Source organism: Ancylobacter tetraedralis (assembly GCF_014195655.1).
Classification (GTDB): Bacteria; Pseudomonadota; Alphaproteobacteria; order Rhizobiales; family Xanthobacteraceae; genus Ancylobacter; species Ancylobacter tetraedralis.
Genome location: NZ_JACICD010000020.1, coordinates 1 through 12,905, shown reverse-complemented (window position 1 = coordinate 12,905; position 12,905 = coordinate 1). Strand labels below are relative to the sequence as shown.

16 protein-coding genes are annotated in these 12,905 nt (G+C 63.1%); 5 read left to right on the top strand and 11 right to left on the bottom strand.

Annotated features, from left to right (window positions below):
* Positions 1 to 118 precede the first annotated feature (118 nt).
* Together FHS55_RS23005 and FHS55_RS23000 are read right to left on the bottom strand one after the other, a co-directional pair.
* Positions 119 to 805, bottom strand: a complete 687-nt coding sequence (locus FHS55_RS23005; RefSeq protein ID WP_183192198.1) for a GntR family transcriptional regulator — start codon at positions 803 to 805, stop codon at positions 119 to 121.
* Positions 806 to 1,543, bottom strand: coding sequence for an aspartate racemase/maleate isomerase family protein (locus tag FHS55_RS23000; protein WP_183192197.1), 738 nt, complete (start codon positions 1,541 to 1,543; stop codon positions 806 to 808).
* 127 nt (positions 1,544 to 1,670) lie between these two features.
* Between FHS55_RS23000 and FHS55_RS22995 the strand changes: the two genes are divergently transcribed.
* On the top strand, positions 1,671 to 2,822 hold the full coding sequence (locus FHS55_RS22995; RefSeq protein WP_183192196.1) for a M24 family metallopeptidase: 1,152 nt from the start codon (positions 1,671 to 1,673) through the stop codon (positions 2,820 to 2,822).
* A gap of 23 nt (positions 2,823 to 2,845) precedes the next feature.
* Positions 2,846 to 3,553, top strand: a complete 708-nt coding sequence (locus FHS55_RS22990; RefSeq protein ID WP_183192195.1) for a GntR family transcriptional regulator — start codon at positions 2,846 to 2,848, stop codon at positions 3,551 to 3,553.
* Positions 3,554 to 3,707: 154 nt separating this feature from the next.
* On the opposite strand, the gene FHS55_RS22985 is transcribed toward FHS55_RS22990, so the two are convergent.
* The 9 genes from FHS55_RS22985 to FHS55_RS22945 form a co-directional block, all read right to left on the bottom strand.
* The gene (locus FHS55_RS22985) at positions 3,708 to 4,085 is read right to left on the bottom strand and encodes a helix-turn-helix domain-containing protein (RefSeq protein WP_210287139.1); all 378 of its coding nucleotides are present in this window, start codon (positions 4,083 to 4,085) and stop codon (positions 3,708 to 3,710) included.
* The gene (locus FHS55_RS22980; protein ID WP_183192193.1) at positions 4,082 to 4,378 is read right to left on the bottom strand and encodes a type II toxin-antitoxin system HigB family toxin; all 297 of its coding nucleotides are present in this window, start codon (positions 4,376 to 4,378) and stop codon (positions 4,082 to 4,084) included. Before FHS55_RS22980 ends, FHS55_RS22985 begins: the two co-directional genes overlap by 4 nt.
* A 113-nt stretch (positions 4,379 to 4,491) precedes the next feature.
* Positions 4,492 to 5,934, bottom strand: coding sequence for an amidase (locus FHS55_RS22975; protein WP_183192192.1), 1,443 nt, complete (start codon positions 5,932 to 5,934; stop codon positions 4,492 to 4,494).
* Positions 5,931 to 6,155 carry a hypothetical protein gene (locus FHS55_RS22970; protein WP_152304381.1) on the bottom strand — a complete coding sequence of 75 codons (225 nt, stop codon included), beginning with the start codon at positions 6,153 to 6,155 and terminating at the stop codon, positions 5,931 to 5,933. Before FHS55_RS22970 ends, FHS55_RS22975 begins: the two co-directional genes overlap by 4 nt.
* Positions 6,152 to 6,970, bottom strand: coding sequence for an ABC transporter permease (locus FHS55_RS22965; RefSeq protein WP_183192191.1), 819 nt, complete (start codon positions 6,968 to 6,970; stop codon positions 6,152 to 6,154). The genes FHS55_RS22970 and FHS55_RS22965 overlap by 4 nt, the downstream gene beginning before the upstream one ends.
* The gene (locus tag FHS55_RS22960; RefSeq protein ID WP_183192190.1) at positions 6,967 to 8,139 is read right to left on the bottom strand and encodes an ABC transporter permease; all 1,173 of its coding nucleotides are present in this window, start codon (positions 8,137 to 8,139) and stop codon (positions 6,967 to 6,969) included. Before FHS55_RS22960 ends, FHS55_RS22965 begins: the two co-directional genes overlap by 4 nt.
* A complete protein-coding gene (locus FHS55_RS22955; protein WP_183192189.1) occupies positions 8,136 to 9,209 on the bottom strand; it encodes an ABC transporter substrate-binding protein in 1,074 nt (357 codons plus the stop codon). The genes FHS55_RS22960 and FHS55_RS22955 overlap by 4 nt, the downstream gene beginning before the upstream one ends.
* A 31-nt stretch (positions 9,210 to 9,240) precedes the next feature.
* A complete protein-coding gene (locus FHS55_RS22950; RefSeq protein ID WP_183192188.1) occupies positions 9,241 to 10,362 on the bottom strand; it encodes an ABC transporter ATP-binding protein in 1,122 nt (373 codons plus the stop codon).
* Positions 10,363 to 10,370: 8 nt separating this feature from the next.
* Positions 10,371 to 11,054 carry a GntR family transcriptional regulator gene (locus FHS55_RS22945; RefSeq protein WP_246340410.1) on the bottom strand — a complete coding sequence of 228 codons (684 nt, stop codon included), beginning with the start codon at positions 11,052 to 11,054 and terminating at the stop codon, positions 10,371 to 10,373.
* 208 nt (positions 11,055 to 11,262) lie between these two features.
* Here FHS55_RS22945 and FHS55_RS22940 point away from each other — a divergent pair, with 208 nt between their 5' ends.
* The 3 genes from FHS55_RS22940 to FHS55_RS22930 are packed head-to-tail and all read left to right on the top strand — an operon-like array spanning position 11,263 to position 12,886.
* Entirely contained in the window at positions 11,263 to 12,090 is an 828-nt protein-coding gene (locus tag FHS55_RS22940; protein WP_183192187.1) for a hypothetical protein, read from the top strand.
* Positions 12,087 to 12,566 (top strand): helix-turn-helix domain-containing protein, encoded by a 480-nt coding sequence (locus FHS55_RS23680; RefSeq protein ID WP_246340409.1) that lies wholly within the window; start codon positions 12,087 to 12,089, stop codon positions 12,564 to 12,566. Before FHS55_RS22940 ends, FHS55_RS23680 begins: the two co-directional genes overlap by 4 nt.
* Entirely contained in the window at positions 12,458 to 12,886 is a 429-nt protein-coding gene (locus FHS55_RS22930; protein ID WP_246340411.1) for a LysR substrate-binding domain-containing protein, read from the top strand. The genes FHS55_RS23680 and FHS55_RS22930 overlap by 109 nt, the downstream gene beginning before the upstream one ends.
* The last annotated feature ends 19 nt before the right edge of the window (positions 12,887 to 12,905 follow it).

The window sequence follows — 12,905 nt, the reverse complement described above, 5'->3', positions numbered from 1 at the left end:
CGAGGCTGAAGAACGCTACTACGCCATGCTGGACGAGCCAGCCATGGCGGCGTGACTCAAACGAAATGGCCTCCGGGAAAACCGGCGCGGTTCACCCATCCGGGCTGGGTCTGCAGCATCAAACGGCAGTGTGTGCGCTCGCGACACGATGAAGGCCAAAGGCAATATGGTTGCGCTGGATATAGCCGACCGCCCTGATGTCGCCGGCGCGCAGCGCACCCGCGATCTCGTTGAGTTCATTGGCCAGATCGGCAAGCTGTTCCTCGAAGAACGCCTCGATCACGCTGTACCAGATGCGCGAGGCCTGGAAGTAATAGCGCTCATGGGTCTCGCGCAAAGCCAGATTGGCGATGAGCCGGTTCGTGGCATGATGGAGTTCATGGTTGAGCTGCCAGAACGCCTCCATGTCCCGCTGGCCTCTCAAGGCCACCAGCCGGTCCTGAAGCAGCAGGATGGTTGAGAGGGCGCGCGGTGCCTCGTCTTCTGCGGGGAACTCGCCCATCATTTCGCTCAGGCGCAGCCGGAATGCGTAGATATCGCGGAAGGCGTTGGGGTCGACACCGGTGACCATGGTTCCAACGCCATTGCGGGTCTCGGTGAGACCGTCATATTCCAGCCGCTGGAGCGCCTGGCGCACCGGAGTGCGACTGACCGTGAACTCTTCGGCCAGCTCGTGCTCGCCCAGCAGCATGCCCGGGGGATAACGCAGCAGACAGATCCGGTCGCGCAAGGCCCGGTAGATGTCGGTGACCTGCCCGCGCGGTGCCCGTATCCTTGAGGTCTCGTTCGTCGCGCTCTCGCCCAATCAATGCTCCCGCAGCAGAATGCCGTAATCATCCCGCCGGTCCGCGACGCCGGCAAGTCGCAGGCAGTCCCACATCATGGCCTGGTTGCTGGCCACGACCGGCTTGCCGAGCCGGCGCTCGAGCTCCTCGATCACGTCGAGGGAGCGGAGGGCCCCACAACTGATGAACAGCGCCTCAGCATCAGGACGGTCGACACTCAAGGCAAAATCAAGAATGGCTTTGGGCGTCACCCGCACCATATCGGCGTCCTTCTCGATGCCCAATCCCTGCATGTGAACGATATCGAAGCCACGCGCCGTCATGTAGCGGCGCTCAATGGCATCGACCTCGGCGAGATAGGGGGTAGCGATGGCGATGCGTCGCACTTTCAATACCTCCAGCGCGCGCATCACAGAGGTGATCAGCGAGGTCGCTCGAGCGTTGGGCTTGCCACGGTTCAGCTCCGCGAAAACCCGCTGCTCGCCGATGACGACGCTGCCCGAAGTGCAGGCATAGCAGACGACATCGAGCGGTTCGTCGGGCAGGAGCAGGCTGGCGGCGTCACCAATACCGGACGCCATGGCCGCCAGCGTGTCGACACTGACGCGGTTCGCCATGGCCGCGCGGGTGAAGTGAATTCCTACCCCGTTTGGACGCAGCGTGAACATGTCGTCCTCGATCGTCTGCTCCATCGCTAACAGCACGAACCCGATCTTTGCCCGGTGATGACGTCCGGCATCGCTCTTGATCTCACGCACGCCCTGCCCCCTTTGTGTATGCAGTTAAGGAAAAGTTCCCTGCCGACACAGCCATAATCCCATTATTGACAACGCATTTACTGCCACACTATCGTTCGGCACACCATAGCTGCATACAGGTTGGCAAATGACAAGCCCCTTCGAGGTCCGCGTGCATCTCCTTGCCCACTCTCTTGAGAACACCGGCATCGGCCTTGCCGTCCTCAGCGATCCGGACTCGATCGCTTATTACGGGGGGTACTGGAATTATCTCGGCATGGAGTTCGGACGCCCGACGCTGATGATCGTCGCACCCGGCCAATCACCGGTCATCGTCACGCCGCTGATGGAGTCGGAAATGTGTGCCGCCATGAGCTGGGTCGGCGACATCCGGCACTGGACCGATGGCGGCCGGGAATGGCGCGACCTCTTGATCGGCCTGCTGGGCGGTGCTGCAGCGGGCACCTGCATCGGAATAGAACAGGCTCGCCTGCCGAATGTGATCGCGGCGGAGATCAGGGCACGACTTCCCGACCGGGCAGTGGCTGACATTGCGCCACTGGTCGCCGAGCAGCGCATGATCAAGTCGTCGGACGAGATCGCCATCATGCGCCAGGCCGGCGAGGTCGCCATATCCATGATGGATGCGGCTGCGGACGCGATCGGTCCGGGCGTGCCCGAATATGAAATTGCGCTCGCCGCCATGCAGGCCGGCACGCGCCGTGCCGCCTCAATGCTGCGCGATCCTCAGGACCGCCACGTCTCGCCGCTGATCCACAATCTGCAGATCCTGCAATCGGGCACGGACACATGCATGGTCCATCGCCGGGCCGCCGTGCGTCGGCTGGAGGCCGGCGATCCGGTCTATCTGTGCTTCTGCGGCATGGTGAGTTTCCGCAACTACAAGCTCGGCTTCGATCGCCAGTTCTTCGTAGGGAGAGTGACCGAGGAACAGGCGCGCATCCAGGAGGCCGCCATGGCCGCCCAGCGCGCAGCACTCGCCACAATCCGCCCCGGCATACGCTGCGAGGCGGTCAATGCTGCCGCGGAAGAGGCCTATGCGACCGCCGGCTTCTCTCCGGGCTACCGAACCGGCCGCTCGGTAGGCATGTCGTTGCTGGAGGCGCCGGAGCTCAAGCGTGGCGAAGCAAGGGAGCTGCGGGCCGGCATGACATTTGCCGTCGACGGCGGCATTACCGTGCCCGGCAAGGGCGGTGGACGCATCGGCGACTCCATTGTCGTGACCGAGGACGGTTTCGACTATCTCACGCCCTACCCCCGCGACATGAAGGTTCTTTAAGGCAGGGAGCGGTAGACGCGGGGATGAAACGTGACGGGGACCGCTTCCACCCGGGATCGCAGCCATCAGGATGTCTCGGTGGGGACCGGCGGCATCAGGTCTATCGCGCGCTGAAGACACGGGCGCTCCTCTACAGGTTCCGCCCTGGCCAGCACCTGGCTGTCGTTGAATTGTCGGACCAACTCAAGGTCAGTAATACGCCAGTGCGCGAGGCCTTGATCCGGCTGCATGCCGAAGGTCACATTGCAGCCGTTCCTGCGCGCGGGTTTTTCGCTCGCGAACTGCGCCTGCGCGAGATGCAGGAAATCCATGACCTCCTGCAGCTTCTCATCCGACACAGCCTCGAAGTGGGAGCATGTCAGGCATCATTGCGCCCTTTGCCCGACCTGGGACCTCCCCCCTTGACGCCGTGCGATCCAAGGACGGCCGTTGCGCTGGCACGCCGAACCGAAGCCTTGTTCATCGCCATGAGCCGATGTACGGGCAGCGATGTGATCGAGCGCAACGTGATCGATCTGTGCGAGCGGACCCATCATGTTCGCCGCTGCGCCTATCGATCATCCGATCTGCCGCGGTCTCTGCATGCCTCACTCATCGCCCTCGCCTCCGCGCTGGCCGAAGGAAGAATGGAGGCGGCCCAGGGCGCTCTGAATGATCATTTCCGGGTTCTTGAGGTGGCGCTGCCGGATCTGGTCATGCGCGCACTCGCGACATCCTTGATGCAGGAATAACACGTGTGATCGAGAAAAAATCACCTCGCTCGCGTAATGTCCGGAAAGGCGGACACTGTGGATCTCAATTGTCCCCAGCCATAGGTCCGCCTTCACAAATCGAGCTTGATGGTACCTGCACCATCCCCCGCAGTAAATCTTACTTGGGGACGTCTTACGCCGCCAGCCTGTAAGGCCGCACCAGGACATCCGCCGGAATACCCCACTCCTTGCTCAACTTGCCGATCATATCGACGGTCAGGGCTCGTTTGCGGCGCAGGATTTCCGATGCGCGCGGTGCGGAGCCGAGCAGTGCGGCAAGATCCTGCTGCGTTCGCCCGGTCGCCTCAAGGAAAGCGCGCAGCGCTTCGACAGGATCGGCACCTGGCAGCGGAAAGTGCCGCTCCTCATAGGCCGCGATAAGGTCCGAGAGCACGTCGAAGCGGTCTCCTTCCATTGAGCCTGGCTCAGGCTGTTGCTCGAAATAGCGTGTCACCTCGGCCAGCGCCCACTCATAGTCCACGTCGGTCTTGATCGGTCGAATGTCCATCAAACGGTCTCCGGATCTATGGCGTCATATTCAGCGTGAGTGCCCACGAACTTGATCAACACCCGACGGAATGGATAGGCGACGTGGACGATGAGGCGGAACTTGTTGCCACCGACATCGAAGATCAGGCGGTTGTCCCCTATGAAATCCACGGCAGTCCCGAAGGTCGCTTTCACGTCCTGAGGGCCGGTCCACGCAGCCTTCGCCACGCGGGCATGCCAAAGCACAAGTGGCGTCTCAGCTTGCGGATAGCGTTCCCAGAAGAGCTTGAGAGTCCGGCGAGCGATGATCTGCATAGGAGCTTATAGCGAATTCCCGAATCGGGAACAAGATAATTTCCCAGATTGGGAAATCCATCTCCACATGCGGCACCACTCGGAGTTGGACCGTATCCGTAGCGACCGTATCCCTAATGCGCATAGAGCTCCCGCCGTTCCGACAGCGGAGGCGGCATGCCGGGACCGTCATCCATCTCATCTTTGGGCTCGATCCAGCCGGCCAGACCGACCCGTTCCAGCGCGGCGCCGGTCGCCAGGAGTTTCATATCCCGATAATGCGCCCCGATCAGTTGCACCCCGATCGGCAGGCCATCACCGTCCCGACCGATGGGAACGGATAGCGCGGGGTGACCGGTCAAGTTGAAGAGACAGGTGAAGTGCGACAGCGCATTGCCGACAGGCACCGCAACGCCCGCTAGCGTCACCTGCTTCTGATCCAGAGCCGGCGCGACGATCGGCGTCGTCGGCGTCATCAGCACATCGATATCCTTGAGCCGCTCACTTATCTCGGCCTTCTTCGCGGCGAACAGCCGGAGCGCCTGCACATAATGCTCGGCCAGGATGAACTGGCCCTGAAGCAGCCCCTCACGCACATCCTCGCCATACAGATCGAACCGGCGCTGGAGATTTGTCCGGTGCCAGGCAAAAGCCTCGACGAGCTGGACGGCCAGCGAGGCCGTACGCACATGGGTAGCGTCTGGCATCACCACGTCGATTATATGGGCCCCGAGCCGGCGGCATTCCGTGATCAGCTGATGCACGCGCGGGGCAATGTCGGACGTCGTATCCTCGAGATAGGCTCCTCTGGGTACGCCGATGCGCAGGCCATGCAGCGAGTTGCCACGCTCGGAATGATCGGCGTTCGCTGCCGAGACGGCCTCACCCGCCTCGCGAATGGCGAGGAACACCTCGGCCGCGTCCCCGCAGCTTCGGGCAAGAATCCCGGCATGATCCAGCGACCAGCAGAACGGTACCACACCCTTCAGGCTGATCTGCCCGCGCGTCGGCTTCAAGCCGACAAGGCCGCACAGGCTGGCGGGAACGCGCACCGAGCCGCCCGTATCGGTGCCGAGGGCAAACATTGCCGTGCGGTTGGCGACGGCAACGGCGGATCCGCTGGAGGATCCGCCCGCCAGGCGGCCTGGATGATGCGGGTTAGCCGGTGTGCCGAAGATAGGGTTGGCGCCGGTGATGCCATAGCAGAACTCGTGCAGATTGTTCTTTCCCAAAAGGATGGCGCCAGACGCCTTGAGGCGTTCAAGCGCCTGCGCGTCTCTGATCGGCCGGTAATCATGCATGGCGCGCGAACCGGCCGTGGTCGGCAACGTCACTGTGTCGAACACATCCTTGCAGGAGAAGGGGATACCGGCGAGGCGCCCCGATGCGCCAGCCTCTTCCACCCGGCTAGCGCACGCCAGAGCCTCTTCCGCTCCGATCGAGACATAGCTGAGATCGCGACTGTTGCGGGCTTCGGCTCGCGCCAGAAACGCCACGGTCACCTCTTCCGGCCGAACCTCCCCGGAGATCATCAGCCGCCGGAGCTTGCGCAAGGACAGACGCGTGAGGTCGCTCATTGGCCTGTTTCCTGGAAAGGGGGGATTGCCGGTCCGATGTCGGCAAGATCGTGATCAGCGAGCCTCCGCAAGCCCGCCAGCAGATCGCCCAGGCCACTGACGAGGCCATGCCCCGCCCCGTGTACGAGCGGCGCCAACGTCGCTACGGGCCAGTCACGCCCGGCAAGCCGCGCAGCGACGTTGGCCAAGAAATCGGCGTCGGGCCAGTCCTGACGGCTCATCTGCCAGCTCCTGCTGATCGCGCCGAGCGAGCGATCAGCATCGTTGTGAGCATGACGATGGTGACGAGGAGCACCATGAGCGTGGCTGCGGCGAGCACCGCGGGACTCAACTGGTCCCGCACACCCGACCACATCTGCAACGGAATAGTGCGCTGGTCATAGCCAGCCAGGAACAGGGCGATGACCGCTTCATCGAAGGACGTGACAAAGGCGAACAGAGCACCTGAGGCGATACCGGGCGCGACCAGCGGCAAGGTCACCTTGAAAAAGGCGGATAAGGGCGGCGAGCCCAGAATGGACGCCGCGCGCAGCAGGCGCTCGTCGAAGGTGGTGAGCGTGCTGCCGACCGTCACCACCACATAGGGAGCCGCCAACGCGGTATGGGCCAGGATGATGCCGGTGAAGGACTGAGTGAGCCCCAGCGGCGCCAGGAAGAAATAGATCCCCGTGGCGAACAGGATGACAGGTACCACCAGCGGCGACGCGATGATGACCGCAAACATCTTGCGCGGTCTTGTCGGTAGCCGCCGCAATCCAAGCGCCGCCATCGTGCCAAGAAGGGTTGCCAGCGGCGTGACGACGGCCGCGATGCTCAGGCTGTTGCGCAGCGCCAGCCGCCACTGCGCGCTTTCCGCAATTTCCCGGTACCAGCGCAGCGACAATCCAGCCGGATCAAGCTGGAGCATGGCCGGCGTGAAGGAGAAATACGGTTCCGGATTGAAGGATAGCGGTACGATCACGAGGAGTGGCAGAACAAGGAAGGCCGCGATCAGGCCGCAGAGAAGATAGAACCCGAAACGGGCGAGCCGGTTCATGTGCGCAGCCCTCCGCGTTCGGCGAGGCGCGGCAGCGTCAAAGCGAGGAGTAGAACCGCGAGCAGGAGCAACGTCCCGAGAGCGGCAGCCAAGCCCCAGTTCAGGCTCCTCTGCATGTGAAAAGCGATCTGATTGCTGATGAGTTGGCCGGTTCGTCCTCCCACCAGGGCCGGGGTGACGTAGTAGCCAAGCGACAGGATGAAGACGAGCAGACCGCCGGCGGCGACACCGGGATAGGTCAACGGAAGATAGACGCGTGCGAAAGTCCGCAATGGATGCGCTCCCAGGCTTGCTGAGGCGCGCACATAGGACGTTGGCAGTCCCGCCATCACCGAATAGAGCGGAAGCACAAAGAAGGGCAGCAGCACGTGAACCATAACGATGATGGTGCCCGTCATGTTGTAGATCAGGTCGAGACGGCCGGTCTCGCCAATGAGGCCCATTGCGAGCAGCCCTTCATTGATGACGCCCCGCCGCTGCAGCAGAACGATCCAGGCAGTGGCGCGCACCAGCAATGAGGTCCAGAACGGCAGCAGCACCAGGAACAGCAGCAGCGCACCTAAGGAGGGGCCGGCCGCCGCCATGGCATAGGCATAGGGATAGCCGAGCAGTGCACAGATGAGGGTCACCAGCGCTGCGACCCAGGCGGTCCGCAGGAAGAGATCGACATAGAGCCGCCGCGCCTCCTCCTGCCGCACCAGTATTCCATCGGGCGTCACGGTCAGATCAAGCGCATTGAGCAGATGTCGCCCCGTCCAGGGCGAGGTGACGCGCGCCAGAATCTGCCAGAGGGCGGGATCGCTCCAGCCTGGATCGATCCGCGAAAGCTTGGTGTCAGGCTCCCGCTCCAGATGTCGCGCGGTAACGTCGATCAGCACGCGAAGCCCATTCCGCTCGCGGTTGAGACGCTGGGCGAGCCGACCGATCTGGTTGGTCGCGCTCGCCTCCCGCAAATCCGCCGAGACCGCTTCAAAGGCCACCTGCCGAACACCTGTTCCGTCCCATTGAGCGAGGGCCTGTCGCGTACGCGGCATGAGATCGGCGATTTCCGGGTCATGGACGCTGCGCAGGAGCATGGTCGCGATGGGCGCCAGGAAGGCGATCACGATGAAGGCGACCAGGGGAAGCACGAGCGCCCAGCCGGCGCGGGAGGGCGAAACCGCGTTCATTGGACCAGCCACGCCGCATAGCGTTCATTGATCGCGTCGCCATGAGCGGTCCACCAGGCGGCGTCGAAGGCCAGGGCGTTGTTGAAATTGGCCGGCGCTGTCGGAAGCGTGGCGGCGATCGCCGGCGCGATCAGCGGCTGGGAGGAGCGGCGCACGGGACCATACGCGATGTATTTGGTCTGCTCGGCGAGGGGCACGGTGTCCGTGGCAAAGCGGATGAAATCGAGTGCCCGGCCCTTGGCTCCGGTACCGGCGACGACCGCGTAGTAGTCGGCGTTCCAGATCTGCCGGTCCCAGATGATCTTTAGCGGCTTGGCGTCGTCCGAGATGGCCGATTGCACGCGCCCATTATAAGCGGCGGATAGTGCCACCTCGCCATCGGCGAGAAGCTGGATCATCTGCGCTCCGGTCTCCCAGAAAACGGCGTGATCCTTGACGGTATCGAGCTTAGCGAAGGCACGGTCGAGACCTTCCGGCGCTGCTAGGACCCGATAGACCTCGGAGGGCGCTACGCCATCGGCCATCAATGCCCATTCAAGTATGGCGTGAGGACGCTTGGGCAGCCCACGGCGGCCCGGAAACCTCTCCAGATCGAAAAAGTCCTCGATCCGGCTGGGCTTGGCACCGGGAAAGGCGGGATCGCTGAAGGCGAGCACATTGGACCAGATGACCGTGCCGACGCCGCAGTCGTGAAGTGACCCGGCAACAAAGTCCGCGATGGCAGCAACCCCATCAGACCCTGTCGGCAGTTGCGCCGGATCGATCTTCTCGAACAGACCGTCGGCGCAGCCACGATCAAGATCCTGCAACTCGACATCGACGACGTCCCAGCCCACCATTCCGGAACGCACTTGGGCGGTCAGTTCGGCCAGTCCACCATTGTAGTCGACCGACTTGATCGTCACGCCCGTACTGGCGGTGAAGGGTTCGTACTGCGACTTTTTTTGGCTTGCCGTGTATTGGCCGCCGAAGGAGGCAATGGTCAGAGCGTCCGCCGCGCATGCGGGGCCGTAAGTAATCAGAAGGCCGAGAAGAGCTGCGGACGACACTTTCGGGCACGCGACAAGCATGATGAACCTCCTGAAAATGGGAAGGGAGCGCTCAGGCGGCGAAGGCCCGGGCGTCCTCTCGGCTGAAGCCGAGAGCGATGGTCGCGCCGCGGTCGGGGCGCGCGCTCTGGCCGCAATTGGGCAGTTTCCAGATGATCTCGGTGCCGTCGCGCATCCGGCAGCGCACACGGGAAACCTCACCGAGATAGGTGATGTCGGCGACCTCCACCTCGACCGATGATCCCTCCCCAGCCTGGGCCGGTCGAAGACGCTCGGGCCGGACCGCGAGGTTCACGCGGTCGCCGATGCGCGCGTCGGCGATGTTTCGCGCCTCAACGACGGCACCATCGGCGCAGCGGACATGGCAGAACTCGGTCGTGGCGGCGATCACGCTGCCGGTGATGCGATTGTTCTCGCCGATGAAGCCGGCCACGAAGGCAGTCCCGGGCTGCTCGTAGAGTTCCGAGGGGGTGCCGATCTGGGCAATCCGTCCCGCGTCGAACACCGCCACACGATCCGAAAGCGACAAGGCCTCGCTCTGGTCATGGGTGACATAGACGATGGTCGGCCGCAGCTCGCGATGGATCCTGACGATCTCGTCCTGCATCTGTTCGCGCAGCTGCTTGTCGAGCGCGCCCAGCGGCTCGTCCATCAGCACGAGCTGCGGCTTGTAGATCAGCGCCCGAGCTACGGCGATGCGCTGCTGCTGCCCACCGGACAGCTGTGTCGGCCGCCGGTCCCGCATGCCATCGAGCCGGATCAGCTGCAGCGCCCAGGCGACCCGCTCGGCAATGTCGGATTTACGCCAGCCGCGCGCCTGGAGCGGATAAGCGAGGTTCTCGCCGACGGTCAGGTGCGGGAACAGCGCATAATGCTGGAACACCATGCCAATATTGCGCTTGTAGGGCGGCAGCCTGGACACGTCCCGCCCGCCGATCTCGATTGTACCGGCACTCGGCGCCTCGAACCCGGCGAGCATCATCAGCAGGCTGGTCTTGCCGGAGCCCGAAGGACCGAGGATCGTGAGGAACTCGCCTGGGTGAACGTCGAGATCAAGCGCGTCCACCACCTTGCTGACACCGTCATAAGTCTTATCGACGCCGCGCAGCACCAGAGCTTCCGCCTGGATCCCGTTGCCTGATGGCGCCAGCGCGCTGGTAACCTTCATCAGCATGGGCGTCCTCAATCGTGATCACCCAGCATGAAGCTGGTGATGCGGTTGAGGGTGCGGGCGATGTGGTTGCGCCGGATGAAGCCCACCGCGCGGATATCGCCAGCGGCGAGCGAAGCCAGGATTTCGGTGATCTCGTCGGCTTGCGCCGCGACCTCGGCCGGCCAGTTGAGTTCGGGCAGGATCTCAAGATAAGCGCGGATCGTCTTGTAATAGAGAACCTCGGATACCTGTCGGTATTCGGCATTGCCGGACAGATGCAGGATCTCGTCCTGAAGCCGGTGGCTGATCTGGGCTAAGGCGCGTACATCGACCTGACCACTCAGCGGCTGGCATTCGGCCAGAAGCTCGCGGAGCGTCGCGGTAATGGCGTCGAGCATGGACGCCGGGTTGAGGTCGCCGAGCAGTTCAGCAAGCTTCATGCGGAGCGCATAGGCGTCGCGCAGCGATTTAAGTTCCACCGAGGTTACCATCGAGCCCACATTCGGCGTGGTCTCGATCAGCCCTTCATTTTCCAGCGCCTGCATCACCCGCCGCATAGGGGTGCGACTGACACCGAATTCGCGCGCGAGCTCCGCTTCGCTTCGTGCGGTCCCAGGCGGGTAAATCAGAAGACAGATGCGGTCGCGCAGAGCGCGGTGGATAGCGGAAAACCGCTCCTTTGGCGTGGGTCGGCTCTCAACAGTCACGGTCATCGCGGCCTCCTGCTGAGAAATTGGTACATCTTAAAATATGTATCGTCAACGACAGCGTCCTGGATTCGTAAACCGGTATACCGGTTTACGATGGACTAGTTAAGTTTATGAAATGTCTCATACATTCTCGAATTTAGTTTGCCATCGACCGCGCCGGCCGCGAAAATTCCCGCTGTGACGCGAGAAAATGCGAAGGCGGATAATGTCGATGAGCGGATCTGAATCGGGGGTGCTGGCGGCCAAACACGATTTCTCGGCGACCTATGACCAGCCCTGGCCGCATGCCTACTACCAAGCCCATCTCGCTCTCGACTACATGATCTGTGACCGTGCCAGGCCGGTATTCGAACGGATCATCGAGGATCTGCGCCGCCAGCGGCTGCATCGGCCTCTCAAAATCATTGATGTGGGTGCGTCCTATGGGCTCAACGCAGCTCTCCTGAGCTGTCGGCTCAGTTTAGACGACCTCTATGCCGCCTACACCCTGCAGGATGGACCGTTGGCGACCCGCAACCTTGAGGACCACCAGGCCTTCTTCACGCACCAGCTGCGGCGAGAAGACCTTGAGTTCGTAGGTCTCGATCCCAGCCGTGGCGCGTTGGGTTATGCCCGTGATGTCGGCCTGATCGGGGCGGCGGTGGCAGAAAATCTGGAGACAGAGCCTCTGTCCGAGACGGACCGCGAAGCTCTTCGAGACGCGGATCTGATCATCAGCACGGGCTGCGTCGGCTATGCGACCGTCCGAACATTCCAACAGGTCTATGAGGCGGCCGCCGCTTCTCGCCCCTGGGTCGCAAGTTTCGCGATGCATCCGTTCGGTTACGAGGATATTGCCGCGATGCTGGCGGGGTTCGGTCTCGTCACCACCGAGTGCTCCCACCTTCAGCAACGCCAGCGACGGTTCTCGACCGCGCAGGAGCGCACCTCCATCCTCGCCTTGATGGCCGAGCAAGGCATGGATGATCGGCTGGAGCGTGCTACCGGCTATATCTACGCCGCCTTCCACCTGTCGACGCCTCGCGAGGACAGTGCATGAAGGCGCAGCGGGATATTGCCGCCATTGCGCAGCGCCTGGACCCCTTCCTGCTGAAACATTGGCGGTTCATTCTAGCCGCGGCGGAAGAGGGCAGCTTCCGACGGGCAGCGGACCGGCTGGGGGTGCAGCAATCGACGCTGAGCCGGCGCATTCGCGACATTGAGGACGCCATGGGCGCCACCCTGTTTGCCCGATCCCATGCCGGCGTGCGGCCGACTTTCGCCGGCGTCGTCTGCTGGGGCCCGCGCGGGAAATCCTGGCCCAGGCATCACAGGCCGCACTGGCGGTGGAGCGCGCCGGAACCGCACAGGATGGCGCCCTTCGCATCGGTCTACCCCCGATCACATCGGGCGCCCGCCTCACGCAGCTGCTTCATCGCTTCCTGCAGGTCTGTCCGCACGTCCGTGTCGAACTCGTCGACACGGATCCGGCGTCGCAATGTCAGGCGGCTCGGCGGCATGAACTTGATGTCGTGATTCAAGCCGGAGCATCAGCGCTGAGGGGCGAGGCCGGACTCGATCTGTGGGAGGCACCTGTGCTCATCGTCATGGCGGAGCGGGATGTTCTCGCCGCGTCGCCCGTGATCGACCTCGATGAACTGGCCGGGCGGCACTTCATTTTCATGGCGGGCGACCCGGCTCTGCCCGTTTTCCGAGACCTCTTGGCCCACGTGCCTACTGTTTGCTTCTCGGTTGAGCCGCTCGCTCGGGAGACAAACCTTGAACCGCGCCGGTTTTCCCGGAGGCCATTTCGTTTGAGTCACGCCGCCATGGCTGGCTCGTCCAGCATGGCGTAGTAGCGTTCTTCAGCCTCGG